9 protein-coding genes and 1 tRNA gene are annotated in these 24569 nt (G+C 35.0%); all 10 read right to left on the bottom strand.

Annotated elements, in window-relative coordinates:
• Nucleotides 1-6005 (bottom strand): hypothetical protein (locus tag H5T45_02690; protein ID MBC7128621.1); only part of this gene is annotated, 6005 nt, incomplete at its 3' end.
• Nucleotides 6006-6080: 75 nt separating this feature from the next.
• Entirely contained in the window at nucleotides 6081-10016 is a 3936-nt protein-coding gene (locus H5T45_02685; protein ID MBC7128620.1) for a tandem-95 repeat protein, read from the bottom strand.
• The gene (locus H5T45_02680) at nucleotides 10007-10672 is read right to left on the bottom strand and encodes a PKD domain-containing protein (GenBank protein MBC7128619.1); all 666 of its coding nucleotides are present in this window, start codon (nucleotides 10670-10672) and stop codon (nucleotides 10007-10009) included. Before H5T45_02680 ends, H5T45_02685 begins: the two co-directional genes overlap by 10 nt.
• Nucleotides 10633-15828: a right-handed parallel beta-helix repeat-containing protein gene (locus H5T45_02675; GenBank protein MBC7128618.1), complete on the bottom strand. Its 5196-nt coding sequence runs from the start codon at nucleotides 15826-15828 to the stop codon at nucleotides 10633-10635. Before H5T45_02675 ends, H5T45_02680 begins: the two co-directional genes overlap by 40 nt.
• A 57-nt stretch (nucleotides 15829-15885) precedes the next feature.
• Nucleotides 15886-16245 carry a nucleotidyltransferase domain-containing protein gene (locus H5T45_02670; GenBank protein MBC7128617.1) on the bottom strand — a complete coding sequence of 120 codons (360 nt, stop codon included), beginning with the start codon at nucleotides 16243-16245 and terminating at the stop codon, nucleotides 15886-15888.
• Entirely contained in the window at nucleotides 16188-16592 is a 405-nt protein-coding gene (locus H5T45_02665) for a HEPN domain-containing protein (protein ID MBC7128616.1), read from the bottom strand. Before H5T45_02665 ends, H5T45_02670 begins: the two co-directional genes overlap by 58 nt.
• A 28-nt stretch (nucleotides 16593-16620) precedes the next feature.
• Complete coding sequence (locus H5T45_02660) at nucleotides 16621-18291, bottom strand: phosphoenolpyruvate carboxykinase (ATP) (protein ID MBC7128615.1); 1671 nt, start codon at nucleotides 18289-18291, stop codon at nucleotides 16621-16623.
• 104 nt (nucleotides 18292-18395) lie between these two features.
• Nucleotides 18396-18470, bottom strand: a tRNA-Ile gene (locus H5T45_02655).
• A 32-nt stretch (nucleotides 18471-18502) separates the two neighbouring features.
• Nucleotides 18503-20833, bottom strand: a complete 2331-nt coding sequence (locus H5T45_02650) for a PKD domain-containing protein (protein MBC7128614.1) — start codon at nucleotides 20831-20833, stop codon at nucleotides 18503-18505.
• Nucleotide 20834: 1 nt separating this feature from the next.
• Complete coding sequence (locus H5T45_02645) at nucleotides 20835-24551, bottom strand: PQQ-binding-like beta-propeller repeat protein (protein ID MBC7128613.1); 3717 nt, start codon at nucleotides 24549-24551, stop codon at nucleotides 20835-20837.
• Nucleotides 24552-24569 lie beyond the last annotated feature (18 nt).

The raw sequence follows: 24569 nt of genomic DNA, 5'->3' as shown, positions 1-24569 counted from the left end.
CCAGCTGATCCACCATAATAAACTTTATACCAGAATGTAAGATTTCCATCTTCTGGAATTGTTATCCTTGGAGTTATCAGCCATGCACATGGCGAGTTATATGTCCATGCCATCGCCGCATATCTTCCAGAATAAGCAACATCGCTATCCTGCCAGAGGAACAGTGGTTCTTCTGATTTTATGCTCCATGTGCTTCCAACACCATTTACAACCGCCCATCCATTTCCAAATGGTGCTTCAAAGCCCTCATACAATGAAGTTGTTGTATTTCCAATTGCTCCATGCTCTGGTAATGTTTCTTCTATTACTGGCTCGGAGGCATCTACATAATATGTCTGATGATGTAATGTGCTGTTATGGCATGCTCTATCTTTTGCAAAGTAATACAAATCATGCTCGCATTCTTCATTGAATACTATACCTTTGCTATCATCATAAACAAACCACCAGTAGTTTGCTATTTCTGGAACATCAGGCTGTAATTCGCTTCCATTTCTTGCAGCGGGATGTCCTTCCTGCGGATAAAAGCTTCCATTCCATTCATATCTGTAATATATGCCCTGTATGCCAGATTGATGTTCGCCAACATCATAAGCACTTAAATTAATTCTTGCTCCCGCCCTCAGATATTGAGTTACATTCTCTACTTCCGCCCACCATCTCCATACTCCCCATCTCATGAATTCAAGATTATCATAGACAGGCACAGTATAAACAAGAGATGAACCAGCGGGAACATTTATTGTATATATCTTATAATTCACATCACTTCCATTTTCAAGAGTTATTCCTTCGTCACCAACAATTTCTTCAATGTGCAGGCGTAGCAATAAATCATGGGTCATATCATTGTTGTATATTGTGAAGTTTATGTATTGTATCTTATCTACATATTGTCCTGGTCTCCATCCATCTGCATAATCCCAATACCATGCATCTCTTACATGGAATGTTCCTTCAAGCCAATTAGTTTCATTTTCAAATGTTTCATCAACTACTATTTCAACAGGCGTATAATATCCATGTTCTGGATGCTCTTTTATTACTACTGGTGTTTGATTATCTACTTCATAAACCTGCATATAAACTGGCGTGTGATGGCATACATTATCCTTTGCCCAGTAATAGAGCCAGTGCACACATTCTTCATAGAAATGTATTCCTACATTTTCATCATATTCATACCATAGCCAGTAGCCATTGAAGTATTCATCAATTTCTTCCCAATCATAATATTGAGTTATATTTACAATTTTTTCTCCATGCGGGGCATCTGTTTCATTCATTGGATGATGGTTGAAATAAGCTTCATCATCATCCCATCCAATTTCATATGCATAGTATATTCCCTCTATTCCACTTGCACATGGATTTGGCATGTATGCCATTATCTGGAATTTCCAGTCATATCCTTCTTTCTCTTCACCGCTAATCCATGCTTTTCCTCTTGTATATAAATCAAGCTGATTGAAATACCACGATGCGGCGCTCGCGGGCGAGCCGTGGGCTTCGATGTAATAGGTTGCATTTGGAGTTACACTTATTCCTGGCTCGAATTCAAATATTACCCAGTCCTCGCCTATGCCAGTTAAATGCGTTGTTGCATTCGCCAGAACATTGAAGCTCGAATCATGAATATAAACTGTTACATCAACATCCTCTATCCATTTGAGATATAAGGCGGTTGCATTTAAATAACTTGCATTTGGTTTGAATGTCTGTGCATCCCATGGCCATGGAGTTGCATCAAGAGCTTGCAAGGTATCGAGATTATTTCCTTCTGTCTGGAATTGATCTACAAATACAAGGTAGTCGGGCATATCCTTTGCGGTTAAATTGATTCTATCACATGCCCTTATATATGAAACTGGCTTGAGTTTAATATCTCCATCAGTATAATATTCAATATACCACTCTGATTCTTTTCCTGTCTTTGTATTATTTAATATTATCATGCCGGTTTCTGCATCATAATAAGTCAAAACATAATAGTTGCTGAATTCTGGATATAATTCATGCCATAATGAGCCCTCGCTGAATGGGTCTTCTCCTCCAACATATTCAATATACATGTATTCATCATTTGTTTCATTGTAGATATATGCGGTATATGCAGTATAATCATCAAAATCATTTTCCACACTCCATTCTGATTCTGCTCCTGTCTGGTTTTTCAATATTACTGTTGTATCGTAATAAACAAGTTCATAGATGTTGCAATAATTCGGATATACTTCATGCCATAATGAGCCCTCGCTGAATGGCTCTTCTCCTCCATAATATACCAGATACATGTAACCATTTGTCTCATTATACAGATACAATGTATATGCTATTGGCTCATATTGATATAAACGATACACATCATATTTCTCATCATACATCACTGCATACCACCAGTTTCCATCTTTCACGAACTCATTTATCCACTGATATTTTCTTCCATATTCTGGATAGAGTTCTTCATAATAATAAGAGTCTATTGGATGCAGATATATTGATTCCTCATCTTTATAGCACCATGGATGCTCCTTGCTTACTTCTGGCTCAAATTCATCTACATAAATTTCCTCTACTTTCACATCACTTACTATTGAATTATCAAGCCAGTCGCTCGCATTATAGAAATAATATATCTTGTGATAGCATTCCTCAAAGAAATGCAGAGCAATTGAAGAATTGTTTGGAATAATCTCCCACCATAGCTCACCACTTATATTCACAACCTCTCCATATTGATTATCGTTCATATTCACTGGATGCTTCTCTATATAAGGAGTTGTGAAGTTTGTATATTCATATCTGAAATAGAATACGAAATCACGCCATCTCACGCCACATTCTGGCTTATCAGTTAAGTTAAGATAAAATTCCTTGCATGCTCTTACAAACATCTTTCCAGTTTGCTCATCATAATAGAAGCCATGCTCATCTGGATATTCAACTTCAAGCTCTGGCGGGCTATTATCAACATAATGAGTTTGATTTACAATGCGAACATTTCCAACATAATCTTCCGCTCTCATCTGCAATATATGCTTGCATTCTTCATGGAAGCTTATATCTGTAAAGGTAACGGTGCTGTTCTTTGCAACATACCAGTATGCCCCATCCACATATGTAATATTATAATTTCCACAATATGTATCGTCATTGCTTATTGGATGCCATGTTTCTGTTTCATCTACATATATTCTATACATCAAGCTTTGTAATCCTACTCCACCCATGCATCCCTCATCCCATGAAGATAGGTCAAGAATTGCCTCACTTGTAAGATATGTGCAATTGAGATAATCATACGGATAAATTGGATAATATTCAATCCTGAATGTGAAGTCCCATGAATAGTTTGTCTCCCCATCTACTATTGCAAATCCATCTGGATATGGACCAGGCGATGGATAATTGTTTTGCGCCTCCCATTTCACGTCTGTGCCATTATAAATAAGTTTAATCCAGTAAGTAGCGTTATGCTCTACATACAATCTCTCCAGCAGGTGGAACTGGAGCCATCTGGACTGATTTCCACTTAAAGCTATGTATTCTGATTCCGCAAGTTTTGCTCCTGGCGTGCCATTATTATCATTATAAATTTCTATGTATGTGAGATTATATCCATCAAATGTTCCATTTACATAGACACTCACCGCATCTATATAGCTCCATGGGGCTTTGAAGCTCTGACAATCAGGTATATTTGTATATGAACTAGTATTCATCTGTGTTTGCTGTGCTTTAACAACTTTCTCCGCATTCTTTAATATTGATGGAGGTGTGCAATCAACCATATCCTTTTCTTTAAATGAATAATTGTTGCCAACATAGTCAATTGCCCATATCTCTGGCTCATGGAAGCATTCTGTATAGTTTTCCGGCAGGTCGCAGAATCTGAATAGATATGAAATCTTTCCATATTCTGGATTTAAGTCCTCTACAACAATTGTTATATTTTCAACATGCCATTTTAGCTGTGAAGCATCAAGATTTATATAATCGCAATAATCAAGAGTTCCATTTCCATTGTCATTCCATTCAATAAGAGTATATTCATTGCCATTGCTATACCATGTTGAATCCAATGGATTTGCCAGCAGTTCATCAAGCTCTGTTGTTGTAGTATTTAAAATGAGAGTTTCATTATCAGTTTCATTATAAAGTTGCATTGTTATTTCAGCAAGATTATCCTCAACAACAATCTGCTCAACAAGGGTGAATAGTTGCTGTTGCCCTTCTGGAACCCTTGTTTCATTCCAGTAAATGTTCATTCCAAATTTCCATACGCCGACGCCTCCTCCACATCCTCCATCGGTTATATTAAACCAGAAAGGAGTTGAGCAATTTACCCACAGCCATCCATTGGCATCTAAATATTTCGGCTCTCCAATTGTTTTATTTATTGTCGGTGGCGTAGCATCAACCGCTATATCAACTGAATACTGTTGAGATATATGGCCGAGATAATCAACCATCTGCCATTTTATTTCATGGAAGCATTCTTCATCGAAATGAATTTCAACTTTAATGAAGCCAACTCTCTTATCAGTATCATTCACATCATTATCATGCACACTTACTTGCTTAATCTGTGTATAGTTATTTGGCTCATTTTGATTCCACCATACTGAATAATTGAGCCATTCAACACCCGCCCTACATTCTTCCGGCAAATCATATGCTTCTATTATCATTGGTGTGCATATCTTAATTGCTGTGTAATTATGCCCAGCATAATTTAAAACTGAATTTGGCTCTCCAAAGTAGTAGTTGCTCACTGGAGCGCTGTTATCTACATAATGAGTTTGATTATGGACTGGCTCACTATTGCTTCCATTTTCCGCATAGAATTCAATGTAATGCATGCATTCTTCAGGAAGATTAAATGGCTCATCATATTCAATCCAATCTCCATTATTTATTCTATAATATATTGCATTGTAATCTCCTTCAGCCTCAAGAGTGAATAAAGTATTGCTTGTTACATAACTCTTTTCAATTCCATAATACCATGAATGGCTTGATGATTTGCTCCTGTGCTCACTTATATGCCAGTAGCCAGTATATGTCCAGTTTCCAACACCATTCTCAACATCATCGCTGAATGGAATATTTCCTCCAAATTCAGTTATCCTTATATCATCTATATACCATCCTTCCCAGTAGTTATAAAGCTCATTACCTGTATCAAATCCAAATATTATTACAATTTCATTTGGAACAAATTCGGATATATCAAATGTTTCATATACCCATGAAGGAGTTGTATTGAAGCCAGATGAACCATAATAATTAAATTCTGTTCCTCCAACTGGATCTTCTGCTGGATTTAAAGTAGCGGATGGATTTCCTCCTGGCTTTGTAAGCAAACTCCAGTTATATCCTCCATCAGTTGATATATATACATTCATTAAATCATATTCTGCTGGAGCTGCTCCTTCAATCTGCCACCATGTCCAGAAAGATAGCGAAGCGGTATCCGCGGTAACATTTATTTTCGGAGAAACAAGATAGCCATAATTCTGCAAGCCATCATCATAATCATATTTTATAAATTCTGGCTCACCAACTGTTTTTGTTGTAACAGGTATTCCAAGAGTTATGTTCAGCCACATATATCCCTGGCTATCAATTTCGCTTGCATCAATATATCTGAAAGCCTTTCCCTCCCTTCCATTATAAGTAGCGGTTGCAAGCAAGCCATCGCCATCAAACCATTCCATCCATGGCGGAGATGATGGTCCTCCTCCAAGAGTGATGCTATACATACCGCTCTCATCTGTTATATTTTCTCCCCATGCACCGGTATTTTCATCTCTTATCTTTACAGTAGCCCCCTGCAATGGTGTACCATCTTCAGCATATACATATCCAGTTATAACACATGGATCAGTCCTTGCTTTTGTTTCAAGTATCATCATACTGCCTATTCCAAGCAAAAGGATTGCTATTGCAGCCACTATACCCTTTCTCAACACCAAACTACCTATCACATTTTTTTCTTTCATTTTTATCCCCCTAATAGATTGCATCGTTAGGAGAAATATATTCGCTATTTATATAAATTTCTATTTTTTTAGCCCTCATCTCTTATGCCAGAATTCAAAAATAAGCCTTGTATCATTTAAATCAACAGTTGCATCACCATTTATATCAAATTTTGCTTCATTTCCATCAAAATTTTTTGCAATTATAACCAAATCCTGAACATTTACCAAACCATCATTGTTGAAATCCGGATTGAAAATTCTTACAGAAGCTTTTGTTTCACTCCCTTCAAAATTATCAACATTATCTATTCCAACAGTTGAAATATTATAAAATCCAATTTCACTGAAAATACAGGTATAGGGCATGCTGTAATCAATGCTTTCAAGCTTCCAATCGCTCCATGTAAAATTATCATAGCTATATTGATAATAAAATTCAACGCATTTTAAACCGCTTTCATTATCATATGCATTGCATTCAATAAGCAAAGGTGAAACAACAAAAAATTCCGATAAGATAAAAGTTTCTGGAGCTGAAACATCTACCTTAACTGTTGCATTTCTTACTGGCAAACCATCACCATAAAATTCTATATAGCTTGTTCCACTGAAATTAATGGTGAAATTTCCAGAATATAAATAAAAGCCCTCCTGCGGATGCCATCCTTCATGATATATTCTGTAATATATATTTCCTTCTCTCTTCATTGAAATATTAATCGGTGTAAAAGGTGAAATCCATTCACCATATTTTGGCATTCCAAATCTTATAAAAATTGAAGCATTGAAGAAGCACTCCGCATCATATGTGCCATGATAATATGGTGGCAATTCTTTATTTTCAAGGCAATCATATGCAATGCTTATGAAGCGATAAAATGCAACCCCTTCTGGAGCATCGAAGCTGATTGTTTGATTTGATACATTATATCTCTGCTCATAGGGTATAAAAAATGTTGTATATAATCGCCATTCACTCCATGTTATATTATTCTCGCTGTATGAATAATATGCCTCTACCCTGCATACTCCCGCTCCATCGTCTTCAATATCAACAATGCTGATATTGAATGGAATTTCTTCCTGCTCATATAGAATTATTTCATCTACACGCGAAGATGGTGGGCTGTCATCAACATAATATGTTTCATTTTCATATGCGGTATTTCCCAGATTATCAATTGCCCTTATTTCAAGATAATGAATTCCCTCTCCCTGCAATTTAAAATTTTCTTCTTGCTTCCATTCACTCCAATTTTCATAAAATATGCGATATTCTAAAAATGCTATTCCGCTTCCTTCATCAATTGCGGATAAATTGAATTGAGTTGTTGATCTGACATATTCATTATATTTTGGTTCTCCTATTTCAAGAATTATATCTGGCGGGGTATTATCTACTTTTACTGTTATGCTCTTTGTTGTTTCAGTATTTCCAAGATTATCAACGCTATAATAATAAATTGTATGCACTCCTGTTGTAGTAACTGTAAATGGAGCGGTATATTCAATTGCTGGCAAGGCATCAATGTAATAGTATATCTTATCTACTCCACATGCACAATCTGGAGCATCTGTTGCGGTTAATGTAATTTGTGTGGAAGTAGTAATCCAGTGATATGTTCCATCATAATAGTGTAGTGTTCCAAATGTCAATGTTGTTTCTGGTGGGGTATTATCTACATAAACAGTTTGATTATGCACATCTTCGATTGTTCCCGCTTTATCTTCAGAATAATACTCAATGTAATGCAAACACTCGTCTGCTAAAGTAAATGATTCTGTATATGTAGTCCAGTCACTCCATGAACCATCATACCATATCCTGTAATATGTTGCTTTTACCCCGCTTTCTCCATCTGTTGCGGTTAATGTAATTTGTGTTGCTGAAGTAATCCAGTGATATGTTCCATCATAATAGTGTGGTGTTCCAAATGTTAATGTTGTTAATGGAGGGATTAAATCACCTACCTGAATTACAATCTCTTTTACAATGCTTGAGGTGGCGCCATCGCCATCCCTGACAATCAGGGTAACATTGTAAATTCCTGCCCCGCTATAAACATGCGTGACATTTTCTTCATAAGCAAAATTTCCATCCCCTAAATTCCATGTCCAATTTACAATGTAGCCATCTATATCATATGAAGTGCTGTTGAAATAAATTAATTGCCCTATGATTGGATTCAATGGCTCATAGGTGAAATTTGCAAAAGGAGCATCATTTGTGCTGTTTATTGTTATTGTTACTGTTGCAATGTTGCTATCTGCTCCATCATTATCCTTTGCTTTATATTTGAATGAATCCGAACCATAATAATTCAATGAAGGTGTATATGTTACTGTTCCATTTGAATGAACATTTACGCTTCCATGAGATGGGGATTGAGTTATTGTTATACTGGTTAAATTTATATTTCCATCTATATCATAATCATTTGCGGATAAATTTATCAAAACTGGTGTATCTTCATCTGTGCTTGCATAATCATCATTTGCAACTGGAGCATCATTTACGCTGTTTATTGTAATATAAACAGTTGCGATATTTGAATAAGCGATTCCATCATATGCTTTATATGTAAATGAATCTGTTCCATGATAATTTGAATTTGGAGTATATGTGAATGAGCTATTTGAATTCAAAACAACAGTTCCATGATTTGGATTGCTTACAAGAATTGCAGTTAAATTATCTCCATCTATATCATTATCATTTTCTAATACTCCCGGAGTATTTACAGTTAAAGCGATATCTTCGTCTGTTGAATAGCTGTCATCATTTGCAACTGGTGGAGTATTTATAGCTTGTGTTGTAAATCTCCATATATCTGATGAATTTTCAGCAATGCTATCATTTGCAACTACATACCATTCATATGTTGTATTATATTGAAGATTATACCAGATTAATGAAGTATTGCTATCATTTGCAACATCTGTATTTATTCCTAAAAATTGCCATGTTGAATTTCCTAACTTGCGACCATAAAATTTAACGCTCATGCTATTGCTATCTATATCAATTAAATGAACTGCTAATGTTGCATTTATGTTTATATTAACTGAATTATTTTCAGGGCTGATTAAATATGCGGTTGGCTTATCATTTACTGGCGAGATATTTATATAAACATTTGCAGTATTGCTCCAGGTATTTCCATTATCCATAAATCTGTATTTAAAGGAATCATTTCCATAATAATTTTCTTCTGGAGTATATGTTACTGTTCCATTTGAATTTACTGTTATATTTCCATGTGAGGCATTTTGAATTATTCTTAAACTGCTTTCATTTATTGTTCCATCTATATCATAGTCATTTGAGAGAACTGAAATAATTATGGAATTATCTTCTTCCATGCTTGCATAATCATCATTTGCAACAGGTGCATCATTTATGCTGTTTATTGTAATATAAACTGTTGCAATGTTTGAATAACCAAATCCATCATATGCTTTATATGTAAATGAATCTGTTCCATAATAATTTGAATTTGGAGTATATAAAAATGAGCCATTTGAATTGAATGTTAAACTTCCATGAGTTGGATTGCTTACTGATACAGCGGTTAAAGTATCTCCATCTGCATCATAATCATTTCCAAGTATGCCAGGTGCATTTATAATTAAAACAATATCTTCATTTGTAGTGTAGCTGTCATTGTTTGCAACTGGCGGGGTATTATCTCTCAATGAAATATTTACAACAGAATAGCCTTCGTTGGTTAAAACTATTGTTGCGCTCACATAATATTCATCATAAAAAACTTCTATAAGAACATAGTCGCCTACACTCCATCCATGCTCGAAATTTCCTAAATTAATTCCGTAAAGCCCTTCTCCCTCCTGATCTGCGATTCCGCTTTCATTTGTTGCAAGTTCGGTTACAATAACTGTCGCATTGCTGACTGGCAAACCATATAAATAAACATAAATCAAAATAGTGTAAGGTGTGCTAGGTTGGGCAAAAATTAGGTTTGCTATGAGAATGAATGAAATAAAAAGAGCAATTTTTTTCATTTCCATTTTCTTATCACAATAAATATTGCAAAAATTAAGGCAATGAATTCAAATCCAGGGGTTCTTTCCTTTTTCTCTGAGACAATTATTTCTTTTGAAATGCTTTTGCTGAAGCCACCGCAGGAAACTGTTAGATTTACATTATATTTTCCTTCTTTTTCATATGCATGCTTTGGATTTTTTTCATAGCTTATGTTTCCATCTCCAAACTGCCATGTATAATTTAAAATTGTTCCAATTGAATTATCTATAAAGGAAATATTTTCTCCTGCTTTTGGCTGAGAAGGAGTATAAACAAAGTTTGGATTTAAATCAACATCAAGAGATAAATCCACCTGTAATGGAGCATCGGATGAAATTGTTATTTCTTTATACCCATATAGGCATGAATAATTTCCTTTTCCTCTCGCCTTTAAAATTATTTTATCACCTATTTTCCAGCTGTAGGGAGGATTTCCAAAAGTTAAAACATATGCACCATTCTCGCTGACAGCAAATAATTTTTCTCCACTTTCATTATTAACCGCTTCAATTTCTATGCCATTGATAAAATTTCCTTCATAATAAACATATCCATATATAACCAATGGATTGGATGCAAAAACAAAAGAAGGAAAGAGGGTTAGAGAGGCAATGATAAGAAGCTTCTTCCGCCATCCCATGCTATTACACCGCCTTTGTTTCTGAATACAAATACTCCATCACCAATGTAGATATTGAAATCTACCTCTCCTACCTCTCTGATATATCCAGTTTTCCATTCCTGGTTAGATGCATCCCATCTATCTACTTTTGTGCAGTTTGGTATATTATCTGCGAGAATGCCTGCATATGTATCTTCAATATTTGCCCATCCTATTAAATTATAGCCAATATACAGCGAGATGTTTATCTCTTTTTCTTCTATTAAGCAGCCTTCAATTGAAAATTCTTTTGACTCATCAAGTGTTGTAAATATCCAGTAGCCCTCTCCAGGGGTTATGGCAAAGTTTTCTCCTGAAATTCCTATAACCCTTGAAATGTATTTCTGCTCTTTTGCATCGAATTTAACAATAACTGTAACACCGCAATCCTGGCTATTTAAGAAATTGCCCAGCTCTTCCGCATTTGTTATGAATTCATTTTTAACTGGAATTGTTATCATGTTCCAATTTGGATATAATGTATAGGTATGGGTGTATTTCACGCATAGCATTGCTTCAGGTGCTGTATTTTCATCCGGCAATTCTTCATGATGCCCGAGGAAGTCATATGCAACAGTATAGAACTGATAGTAGCCCGCTCCCTCTGGAGCGTTAAATTCCCAGCTCCATGGCTCATTATATATTGTTTCATATTCTATCCATTCAGTCCATCTCGACATATTTGAGGAATTATATCTTGAAAATCTGTAGTAAAGAGTAATGTATGCTATTCCAACTCCACAATCACCATCCGGTAAATCATAAGCGGTTGCGGTTATTGTAACTGGATTTTCTTCATTCACGAGTTGACAGTATGGATCTATTTCATCAACATCTGCAAAAGGTGCGCTGTTATCAACATAAACAGTTTGATTATCATATGCAGTGTTGCCAAGGTCATCTATTGCGGTTATATTTATCCAGTGCTCGCATTCTTCTGGAATTGTAAAGCTAAGGGTTGCGGTTCCACTTTCAACCTCTGTTTCATAATATGTCCATTCCTCAGTTTCGAATGAATAAATTGATACATTTAAATAAACTGAACCAACTGGGCATAAGCCAGCATCTGTTGCATTTACATAAATTGTTGTTTGGGAGGTTATATGCTGATTGTATTTTGCTCCTTCAAATTCTTTTGTTATGGTTGGCGGGGTATTATCTACTTTTACTGTTATGCTCTTTGCTGTTTCAGTATTTCCAAGATAGTCAACTGCATAATATTCAATTGTATGAGTGCATTCACTTGGAATTGTAAATGGAGCGGTATATTCAATCCATGAGCCACCATTTATGCGATAATATATCTTATATACTCCACATGCACAATCTGGAGCATCTGTTGCAGTCAATGTAATTTGTGTTGCTGAAGTTATCCATTCATCTGTTCCATCAGTATAATATGGTGTTCCAAATGTTAATGTTGTTGTTGGTGGGGTATTATCAACATAGTGTGTCTGATTATGCGTGGTTTCAACATTTCCCGCATTGTCTATGCTGAAGAATTCAATAATATGCTCGCATTCTTCATGGAAATGAATTGGTCCAAAGTTAATTGAGCCATTAAGGAAATAGATGTAGAAGTATGTTCCATCAATTTCAGTTATATTGCTATTTCCACAATAAACATCATTGCCATTTAAAGGATGCCATTGCCCATTGAAATATATTCTATAATATGTGCCATTTACTCCACTTTCTTCATCTGTTGCATTCAGCCATATAGGTGTTGAATAATTTACCCATTCATCATATTCTGGTTCTCCTATTTCTTTCGTTGTTACTGGTGGAACTGTTTCAATTAATGGAGCAAATATGCTGAATGATGTTATATTTGCCCAGACATAATTTTCTGCGGTATTTACTCCCTTGCTCTCATACCATTCTCCCCTGAGCCAGCCTCCCGCCATACTGTATTTCCACATTTCATAACAGTTTTCATATGTTTCATCTTCATAATAAATTGATAGGTTTATCCAACTGTCACCATTTGCTTCAATATATTTGCCTATATTCCTCCAGTCATCAGGATCAGATGGCGGAGAATCAACTCCTTTAAGGCTGAAGCTTCCACTATAGCTGAGAACCGATGCATTTGTTGGATAAGATGAAAATTGACAGAAGAAAATTTCATTATCATTTCCAGAGACATATATATCAGCATCTCCATTTCCAGAGAAATTGCAATAAGAGATATTGTTGTTGTTTGATATCGATTCTAGATATACTCCATAATAGGTGTTGTTGTAAATATTACAATTATTCAAAATATTGTAATGGGAAGCATCGAGACAGGTCCCATTATTGTTTTCATAAGCATCGCAATCTGTTATATTGTTATAGTGGGATGAATGGATATAGATTCCATAATCATTGCTCGAAATGTTGCATTCCAAGATTTTGTTGGTATTGGAATCGTATCCTAAATAAATACCAGCATTAGCAGGATGCCCGGATATATTGCAGTTTGCTATGGTATTATTCTCTGAGCCATAAAGATATATTCCATCTTGATTATTTTCTTTTATTGTGCTATTGGTAATTTCATTTCTATGTGAGAAGTGAAGATATGTCCCATTGTAGTTGTTTCCACTTATTGTGCTATTGTTTATCTTATTATAATCAGACTCATACATCTCAATTCCATCTCCAGTATTTTCTGAAATATTATTTGTATCAAAAATATTATAATCTCCATCATACAGCACAACGCCCGCCACGCCCCCGCAATTGTTGATGATTTCATTTAAACTAAATGTATTGTTATGGCTTTGTTCTAAAATTACACCATACCATGGATTATTATGAATAATGTTGCCTATTGCGGTATTATTTTCAGATTTGAATAAATTCAAACCCGCATTACCTGATGAGTTTATTTGATTATTAAAGTGTATGGTATTTGAGGTAATGTTGTTCCAGTGAGAAGAAGTTATATAAATTCCATTGTAAGTATTGTTATGAACATTACAGCCAGTTATATTGTTATTTGAGGAAGAAGAAATTTTTATGCCATACCAAGTATTATTATAAGCATTACAGCCTGTTAAAGTGTTATGATTTGAAGAAGAGCCAATTTCAATGCCATAAGAATTGTTATAAACATTGCAATCTGTTATATTGTTAGAAATTGAGGAAATACGGAGGTAGATACCATTGGAATTGTTATAAACATAGTTTGAAATTATGTTATTATTTGAAGAATAATCCAGGTAGATACCGTTGGAATTGTTATAAACATAGTTTGAAGTTATGTTATTATGAGTTGAGTACGAATATAGACAGATGCCATCCCCAGAATTGTTATAAACATCGTTTGAAATTATGTTATTGTAAAATGAGATAGAACCAGTTATATTGATACCATTGGAATTGTTATAAACATCGTTTGAAATTATATGGTTTGAAGAAGATGCCACAAAGATTCCATCCCCAGAATTGTTATAAACATCGTTTGAAATTATGTTATTATTTGAAGAATAAAAGAGATGGATACCGTGGAAATTGTTATAAACATTGCAATCTGTTATGTTGTTATCTGAGGAATGATAGAGATAAATGCCGTATCCTTGTATACCAGTATTATTATAAACAGTGCAATTTGTTATATTGTTGGAGTTTGAATAATATAAATATATCCCCGCTACAGTGTTATTATAAGCGGTGCAATCTGTGACATTGATATATAGGGAATTATTGAGCACCATACCACAAAGTGTATCATTTACTTGTGTATTGTTTACCCAGCTATTGCTAACATTATGAAGATTAATCCCATAACTTTCGTTTGTTAGGCATTTATATGCTGTGCAATTGTTTATTGTAACATTTTGAATTATAAATGATTCATTATGTACATAAATTCCAATTGAGCCATTATATATTGTAAAATTTTCAACAAGTGTGTTATTTGCTTCAATGCTTATTCCAACTCCTCCATGAGCATCTATTACTGGGTCTCCAACTAAAATTATTTCTTTATTTATTACAATATTTTCATAATATGTTCCTTCATTAACTTTTATTGTATCTCCATTGCTTGCCGCATCTATTGCGGGCTGAATTGCCTCATAGTGGTCATGGCTTACATCCCAATCAATCAGATAATATACTATATCTGCATCCCCTATTGCATGATTATCTCCCTCTGTCTGGTAAATTAAATATAAGTTATTTCCTTCAACATATGTTATTGGCTGTAAATCCCACCATTGATTGCTTCCATAGCATGCACATGTAACAACTTTTTCATCACTCCATGAAGTAGTATTTATCGGATCTGTTGATGTTTTACCACCTAACCATTGTCTATTATTTCCTCCAGTCCAATCATAAGGGGCATAAAACATATAGAATGTGCCATCCAATTTTGCAATAGTTGGATCCCAAGCATCATATGCTCCTATTCCAGGATCTGCAATTGATCCAGCTGTTGTCCAGGTATTTCCATCAGATGAGGAAGAAATATTTATATGATGCTGGGCAGTCCAAACAACATAGAAGTTATTTCCATCATATATTGCTTCTGGTATATAAGCAGAAGTAGCTATTGTTGCATTATGATGCCAAGTGCCATCATAGCTTGCAACCTGCAATCCAGCTGCGTTAGGATAGAAAAGATATATCATATTATTTGCAATTATTGCATCTACCTCGCCAGCTGTGGATGCACCGCTTAACTCGCTTCCAAGAGCATTCGGACCGCTCCATGTTCCAGAAGAATATTTATAATAATATATTCCGCTTCCTGAACCACCATCTGCATGGAAAACCCATATTTCATCGTTATAATAGACCGCGGATACAATTCTTCCTCTCGGTAGGGGATTTGAATTTGGTATAGTTTGAGGAGTTGCTGTTAGCAAACCATCAATTGAAGATGCGGTTCTATACTTTATTGAATATTTGCAATATTCAGAGCCCACACCATCAGCATGATTTTTAACTGTATCATTGTGCGTATAGAAAAGCCAGTAATCAGAGCCTATTTTTAAAATATCCGCTGACCAGTCCGCTCCTTCATCATCAGTTAATGCCTTTGGCTGGCTCACATCTATTGTTGCTCCTTTTACAGCACAGCTCAAAGCTATCACTAACCCAAACAAAATCAGCCCGTATATCCAGTATTTTCCTTTCATTTTTATCCCCCTTTGGGTAAAAAATAAATCAATAAAAAATATATAAATTTAACCTTTTTAAATCTTGCTTGTTTTTTCATAAATTATTTTTCCTTCTTCAAGAATATTTAAAATAAAAGGATTTTTTTCTTCCTTCATTTTTTCAAATTCTTCTTTTGTATAGCCAATTGCTTCAACTGGTAGGCTATAATCATTTAAATCCATCAAAATTTTTATTCTATCAAGAAAATTTTCTTTCCATTCCGCAATAACAACTATATCAATATCTGAGCCTTCATTAAAATCACCTCTCGCAAAGGAACCAAACAAAATTATTTTTTCTGGCTTTAAAATTTTAATAATCTTTTCCTTATATTTTTCTATTCCTTCAAGTATTTCTTTACTTCTTTTAATATCGACTCTGCATAACTTATGCATTTTTCCGCCACCTCCTTGTTATAAAATTCAAATGGAGCTCCTGAAGGATAAAAATTTGGATAACGAGACGCTATATAGTGGCGATCCAGTTCCTTTCCAAAATCAAAAAATTTTTCGAAATTTTCTTCAATTTCTGATATTTCTTTAAGCAAATCAATAATTGAATGAGTTATTATTGCTCTATAACCCTTAGAATATAAAAAACCTTTCAATGCCTTCTCTGCGGATTGCTGGGAGAAAAATACGCTTGCATAATAATTTTCATCTTTTAAGCAATCCCTGCTTGTTTTTAAATCCATTTCCGCCTGCAGGAGCCACCTCATTCCTTCTTTTATATTTTTATCCATCATTTTTATATTCATTCATTTAATAAATCTATCGATAATTTTCTTCATAAAATTCCTTTATTTTTTCTTCATCAGGCTGAAAATTATTCCAAAAATTTATTACTCCTTTTAGCTCTTTTTCTTTTTCCTGTCCTTCAAAAATTTCTTTCAGAAAATTGCTCCTCTCCTCAATATCCCTCCTGTAAAAATCAGCAATTTCTTTTGAGCTATAAAAGCGAAGCAAATTGAACCTTTCAGAAAAATTATCAATATATTCATCAATTTCCCTCGGCTCAGGAAGCAGATACCCAAAAACTGGATTGCGAACCCATCTCCTTACCTTTCCTTCAACAACAAGAGATATCAGCCTTTTTGTCTCCTCTACTTTTATTTTCTCTCCCTCGCAAATCTTTTTTCCTTCAACATCGCACTGCCCAACATATCCAGTATTCACAACAAAAAATACAAGCCTATCAAGCCCGATATCAGAATAAGCTTTCAGCTTGAGCCATGCCTGGCTTGCCTGCTCGCCCGCCATGAAATCAGTTGCTGCATACCTTCTTACCCTCTTTCCCGCTCCTCCTTCAATTGCTGAAGTTATTACTGTTTCGCATGCACTGTCAAAAGCAACCGCCATTTCTGGTTCAATAACCCTCAGGATTGGTTCAAGAATATCATATCTCCTGAAGCTAAGCCCCTCCGCCCTGAGATATTTTTCTTTTTTCCAGTTCTTATTAAGAATACTGAATTTAAAAATAAATCTTCCATTTGTTGTCTTGCTCTTTTCATATGATTTGCACTTTAACTTCCCCGCCTTTCCTTTTGGAACAAGAGCTTCATGCTCCCCAACTTTTTCAAGAACAAATTCAACCCCTTCGCAATCAATATTCAAAGCAATAACAACTTCGCCATTTAGAGATGAAACAAGCCCCCGCCATTCCGGCGAGCTTTCATCTATTCCCTCAGATTTTGCAAAACTCGCCGCCTCAAGCCCCACAAGCTTTATTTTTTCAATCTTTCCATTTTTACAAATTGGCAATCCAACAAGAGCATCATCCTGCTCAATATCATTGCCAATTGTAAGGGTTGTTTTTCCTGTCCCGCTAAGCCCTTTTATAATTGTTCCATCATAACATCCCGCATGATATGAAATCATTCCCTGCATTTCCGCTCTATTCCATACCATTGTTAGATTTGGCTTCTTGAACGCTCCCCCAAAATAATCAATTCCAATATTAACAACTTTCCTTATATCCTTATTTGCTTCAGTTAAATCAAATAGAGAGATTGGCTCCTTATAATTCTTGCTTATTTCCTTTGCTTCTGGCAACCCTTCCGGTATAATAAAATTAAAGCAGTTTGCATTTCCTTCAAAAGGAAAGAGCATCTGTTTTCCCATCCAGGCAACATATCCAGAATGAGGATTTTCAATGCTAACAAAAACTTTTACACCGGTCTTCCATTCATCCCCATAACAACCATCAATTTCTATAACATCCGCATTTTTAATATATTTTTCAACAATCCTGAAAATTTCCTTTCCTTCCTCTTCATCAAACCTTTTCTGCCCCTTCCCGAGCCTTTCCGCCATGTAAAAAACTCTGTCTGGCAGGCGCCCCTTCTGGCGGGATGCAAAAAGATACTGCCCATCTGAAGTTAGGGCATAATATGGCTTGAGGAATTCTTTGAAGAAATCATCACTTGGATTTTTTATATGCATATTCGTAATTATTTTTTCATATACAATATTTTCCAGAATTTTTATTTTTCTTCAGGGCATCTCTCCCATTTTTACTTCTAAATCAAGCTGTGCAAGGGAAAAAGTGGGCCCGCGGAGATTTGAACTCCGGACCTCCCGGTTATCAGCCGGGCGCTCCAACCTGGCTAAGCTACGGGCCCTTATTTTGTATGCATTTCCCTTATATTAATTTTTAAAGTTTTTTACCGCAATTTATGCAATTTTTTACTCTTTTGGCACAGCTTTTATGATACAATGCTCCACAATCGCATCTTATAATATTAGCCTCCTCCTTAAATAAGCCAAGGCAAACAGAGCATTTTTCAATCCTTTCCTCCTCGATAACAACTTTTTTCTTTCTTAATAATAGATAGGAAAGGGCAACAATTGCAATAAATGGAATAATTGCTAAATAGATAAGATTAATGCCAGCATATTTTATTGAAAATTCAAGCTCGTTATTTCCTTCATTTTTTTCCTCTATTTCATTTTCTGGATCGACAAAAATCTTTATTTTGCTTATTCCTTGAGCATAAATCTCTTTTTCATATTTTTCAGATATATTGAAGCTAAAGAATTGCTCCTTTCCATCAAGAAAAACAGAGCATTTTACATTTTCAGAATATCCTCCATCATTATTTATATTCAAAAATATGGTTATTTTTTCCCCTTTTTTAGGCTTCTCCGGCAAATATCTCGCTTCAACATAAAAATCTGGAATAACCACATCCACCGTATAATTTTTCTCATAATAATAAAATCCATCAGAAACATTCAGCTTCACTCTATATTTTCCATCTCTTGCAAATGAATGGCTCACATTTTTCCCATAGGCAATGCTTCCGTCCCCAAATTGCCAGGTATAATTTATTGCTTCCACAAGCGAATAAAAATTCACCCTTACACCAGGCGCAGGTCTTATTGGAATAAATTCAAAATCAACCGAAATATTTGCTCTAACAAATATTGAAATATTTGATGTTGAAATCGCTCCTTTATCATCCCTAACAGTTAATTTTGCGGTATAATTTCCAGAAATAGCATAGATATGCGATTTTGTCGAAGGCAATGAATTGCCACTATATTCAGCTATTCCATCATTATCTACATCAAGCTCCCATGCTATTATGCTTCCATCGCTATCACTTCCATTCATTATGAAATTAACATAGAGAGGAGCATATCCATAACTGACATTTGCATTCAATGAGCAAGCAGGGGGTAAATTTGCTGGAGGTGGAGGAGTTGGAGGAGTATATGCCATGGTTGTAAATTGCCATATATCTGATGAATTCTCATATTCTCCATCTTTTGCTACTATTCGCCAGTAGTAAGTAGTTGAATAGCTTAATGTTCCTGGATTATAATTTGTATTTGAAACAGTTTCTTTATATGGAGGATTTGAAAAAGTTCCAAAATAAATATCATAAGTTAAAATATCTCCATCAACATCGCTACATTGCCAGGATAAAATTGTATTTATACCAACATTTGTTGTTCCATTAGATGGGCTAATCAAAGATGGTTTATCTGGTGGCGAGTTTATAGAAAAATTTCCATCTGAAGTATTTTTATTACCGCTTTTATCTATCGCAACTATTGTATAGTTATATATTCCAGATGGAAGAGATGAATTAAAAAAATAATTCTCATTTTTCTCCATTGAATAATTTATTCCATTTAAGATTAAAAAAACTTCCTGAATACCAAAGTCGTCTGATATATCACATGATATATTAACACTGCCATTTATTTTATAAATTTTTAAATTTTTTATCTCTGGTGGCGAGTTATCTCTAACACAAAAAGAGAAGTTTTCATATCTTAAATTTCCCGCTTCATCTTTTGCCTTTAACATGAAAGTATAATTTCCAGCATCAAGCTCAAAAAATGTTTCATTCGAATTATTCCATTCACTCCATTCTCCTCCATCAAGGGAGTATGAATAAAATATTTTTTCTTCCGGAGAATAATTATCTTTTGCCCCCCATATCAATGATATGTTTCTACTGAAAAATTCATTTGGAGAATAAAATGTTATATTCGGTGGAGTTGCATCAACAAAAATGCTTCCATTGATTACCTCTATAATTGTTTTATTTCCTTCCTCATCCGATATTACAGCATCCACTATATCAAGCCAGGAATTACCTTCGCCTTTAGCTAAAAATACAATTCTCGCAAATATTCCCTCGCTATTGGTTGAATTAGAAGAAAATGCAACAATGTTATAAATACTGCCATTCTGATTATCTATTCTTGTAAAATTTTCATATATATCATTTGCCCAGTATTCAAAAATTCCTCCGTTTATAATATCTTCAGCAATTAAAACATCTTTATTGAACGAAAAATTGCACTGCGCCCCCGCAATTGCTTCGCATGGCGTTATATTGATATAAACTTCAAATTCTTCATTTGGTTGAATGATTCGGGGAGCATCCACCTTTATCAGATTATAAGCGATGCATCCAGAAGATATTGTAATAGAGAAGATGATTGGAAGCGCAGTTAGAAATTTCATATTAACCAATCCAGTGCTTTATTATCTCTATAATATCATCAACATCAACGATACCATCCTTATTTACATCCGCTCTTTCATCCCATTGCGGATGGCTTGGCGTCTGCATCCAGTGAGTGAGGACAAAGAAAATATCTTCCGCATTTACCCTTCCATCTGAATTAACATCCCATGGTCTATATACCTTGCAATATGCTTTTGGAATTGTGCTTGCATTTGGCAATGGCTCATGCAATCCAAGTAAATCATAAGCAACTGAATAGAATTGATAATAGCCACTCTGATTTGCATTGAAAATCCATGTAAAGTTGCTCGTTTTTTCTCCATATAAAAGCCAGTTTGTCCAAGTTGAATTATCTACGCTATATCTATAATACAAAGCAACCTTTCCTATCCCAACACCTATATCACTTGCATTAACTCTTATTTCTATACTTGAAGAATATGTTAGATAAGGAATTGGCTCAATAATTGAATAAGGATTGAAGCAATCAACAAAAACATCATTCCATCTTATTTGTTCAACATTTCCAACATTATCAATGCTGTAAAATTCAATTTCATATTTTCCACATGGAGAATAGCCATACAAGATGCCGAGTTGCGAGAGATTTATCGGGCGATATGGATATGAGCCATTATATTCTCTCCAGTCAAAAAGCAATTTCCATCCATCCTCAAATTTAAATATTCTATAAAATGTTTTATTGACTCCAGAACCATTATCAATTGCTACTAAATCTATGGTTGTATTTGAAAGAATGTAATGCACAACATAGTTTCCATAACTTGAAACATTAAAAACAGTGCCATTAAATCTTTTGTAAGTATAGGGTGGCTCTGAAACAACAGGTGTGTATGCATAAGCCTCTCCATACGCATTTTCCGAGCATGTTACATTTACATAATTTACGATAATTGAACCACCGCTTACATTACTCGCAACCCTCACCTTCAACAAAATTTCATAGGATGCAGAGGGCACAAGAGTTGGTATAAACCATGTATCAAAGCCAGAGGAGGGCATAGGAAATGCATATACTAGCGTTACCCTGCTATCATATAATTCTCTTACAACTACATTTGTCGCACTCACCAGCCCGTTATTCTTTACTCTTATTCTATATGAAATATTTGCCCCCGCCTCAGCAAAATCAGTTAGGCTCTCTTTTGTTATAACAAGTGAGGGAGATGCAACTGTTGTATTTTCCCATGTTTGATTAAATGCTCCTTGCAAGCATGTTACATTTACATAGTTATGCAGTATTGTTCCATTTGGCAACGGGCTTTTAACCTGAACTCTTATGTTTATTATTTTGCTTTCTCCTACGCTTATTGTTCCCAAATTCCATACATTATTTCCAGAGCTTGCTGGAGGATTTGATGAAATGAAAATAACATTGCTATCATATGTTTCAGTAACAATTACATTGCTTGCGTTCTCACTTCCTGTATTTGTTACATTTATTGTGTAATTCAAATAGCTTCCTGGATTTACTGGATCAATGCTATCATGCTTTGTTATTGTAAGCAATGGCATACCTGTTATAACATTGTGCTTTTGAGTATGCTTTGTCTCCTTATTATCAACATTATCCACTGAGAACCATCTTATCTCATTTATTCCACCATTTGTTAGATTTATCAAAACAGATATTTCTCCAAAATTCGGGTTTTTATCATACGGAGTATTATCATAAATTGTCGCATTTTTTACCATCGTATCCACTATCCCATCCCAGTTGCTATCATGCCATATTTCATAATAAAGATATTTAACTCCAGATTTACAATTTCCCGCATCAGTTGCATTCAGCCATATATCAGTTTCTTTTGTTATATTATAAATATCTTCACTTAGAACTGTTTTGTTTGTAACAGGAGGCAAAACATCTACTCTTAAAATATTAACATTCTTAACCCCTCTTTCCAAGCACCAAAAGGTATCATTGCTCGCATTTTCTCTCCCCCAGTCATAAAATAGCACATTAAGCAGACCATCTCCATCCACATCCGCAACCGCTGGAGAAGTTCTTATTCTCCCGTTTGTCAAAAATTTATCAACAAGTTTTCCATTGCAGTCAATCTCATACAGATATTTATCCTCGGATGTAACAAATATATCAAGCCTCCCAGAGCCCCCATACAACCCGCTCCTCCTCTCATTTCCCCTGAACATCCGCCATTCCATAGCAAATGCGCCCGCATCCGGCAAGGCGAGGGCGGGAGATGAATAAATTGCTCCTCCTGTTGTAAAATTCCACAGCATTGTCCCATTCCTTGCTAAGCAATAAAGTTTGCCATCATTCGAGCCAAATATTATTTCATAAAAACCATCTGCGTTTATGTCTCCGACAGCTGCTGATGAATAAATTGCTCCTCCTGTTGTAAAATTCCATTCCTGCAAGCCATTTGAGCCATTCCATTGCAGGCAATAAAATTTTCCATCTGTAGAGCCGATTAAAATTTCCATATAGCCATCTACATCAATGTCCGCAATGGCGGGAGATGAATAAATTTCTCCTCCTGTTGTAAAATTCCATTCCTGCAAGCCATTTGAGCCATTTAATATATAAACTTTTCCATCAGCAGAGCCAAAGATTACTTCATTTTTTCCATCATTATCTACATCTCCAATTGAAGGAGTTGATATAATATTTCCAGAAGTATTGAAAACCCATAGAACATCCCAATCAGTTCCTTCATAACCAATGTGATTTGGATAACCTGGGAAATAGGGAGAAGTGCCATCTCCATTAAGAGGCAAGGTAAATCCTTCATCAATTCCATCGCTGTTATCTCCATCAAAGCACCACAAATTTTTAAATGGATTGTTTCCTATTACAATTTCCAATCCACCAACACTTTCATTTAACTCACCTATTGCTGGAGAAGAATGCCATACATAATTTCCACCTGTTGCATTTGCGGTTACATGAGGGAATGTCCATTTAAATGTTCCATTATAATTGATTACTTCAAGAAGCCACCCGCTTGTTGTGCCTCCAACAATATCTAACTTTCCGTCGCCATCCAAATCAAAAATAGCAGGCGAGCTCCTTGATTCATCTGTTTTTGTATCAAGAGCCCATAATATGCTTCCATTGTAACTAAAACATCTCCATATTCCTCTCGCAGTAGCATTTATTTCTGGATAAAAATTAGTTATTTCATCGCTTCCACATACTATTTCAAGCTTTTTATCTCCTGATAAATTTGCAATTGCAGGAGATGAGCCAAACACACATCCATTTGGTGCATGAACAACATTAAACCCTAAGGCATAGTTCCATTCTTTATATAAGTAAGCGCCATGCTTTTCAACATTTCCCGCCCAATCAGCAGAGTAAAATTCGAGTTTATGCAGGCATTCACTATTTATTATTACTTTTACAGATATTTTTTTGAGAGTGCTGTCCATATCCTGAGGTGAGTTATCATTTACTGTCCTGTTTTCTATCATTACATCTATTATTCCATCATTGTTTATGTCCGCCCATATTTCATAGTATAAATATTTTACTCCTGTTCCAGCATCTGTTGAATTGAGCCATATAATTGTTGAATTGCTTATCCATTCAATTCCATCCATTTCATATATTGCTCCCTGAAAACTTTTTATTGTTACTGGAGGGATATTATCAATCGCCCCCCCTCTGTATAAAATTATGCAGATTAACAATATTATAAACAAATATGCAAATTTCTTTAATTTCATTAAGGTAAATTATTTACA

This window comes from Thermoplasmatales archaeon, assembly GCA_014361245.1.
Taxonomy (GTDB): Archaea; Thermoplasmatota; E2; order UBA202; family JdFR-43; genus JACIWB01.
The sequence above is the reverse complement of the archived record's forward strand: the minus strand, read 5'-3'. Positions and strand labels throughout refer to the sequence as shown.

Excerpts from the sequence above, each read along its gene's own strand:
- H5T45_02685 (MBC7128620.1), bottom strand. The coding sequence starts at position 10,016 with ATGGAAATGAAAAAAATTGCTCTTTTTATTTCATTCATTCTCATAGCA.
- H5T45_02680 (MBC7128619.1), bottom strand. The coding sequence starts at position 10,672 with ATGGGATGGCGGAAGAAGCTTCTTATCATTGCCTCTCTAACCCTCTTT.
- H5T45_02675 (MBC7128618.1), bottom strand. The coding sequence starts at position 15,828 with ATGAAAGGAAAATACTGGATATACGGGCTGATTTTGTTTGGGTTAGTG.
- H5T45_02670 (MBC7128617.1), bottom strand. The coding sequence starts at position 16,245 with ATGCATAAGTTATGCAGAGTCGATATTAAAAGAAGTAAAGAAATACTT.
- H5T45_02665 (MBC7128616.1), bottom strand. The coding sequence starts at position 16,592 with ATGGATAAAAATATAAAAGAAGGAATGAGGTGGCTCCTGCAGGCGGAA.
- H5T45_02660 (MBC7128615.1), bottom strand. The coding sequence starts at position 18,291 with ATGCATATAAAAAATCCAAGTGATGATTTCTTCAAAGAATTCCTCAAG.
- H5T45_02650 (MBC7128614.1), bottom strand. The coding sequence starts at position 20,833 with ATGAAATTTCTAACTGCGCTTCCAATCATCTTCTCTATTACAATATCT.
- H5T45_02645 (MBC7128613.1), bottom strand. The coding sequence starts at position 24,551 with ATGAAATTAAAGAAATTTGCATATTTGTTTATAATATTGTTAATCTGC.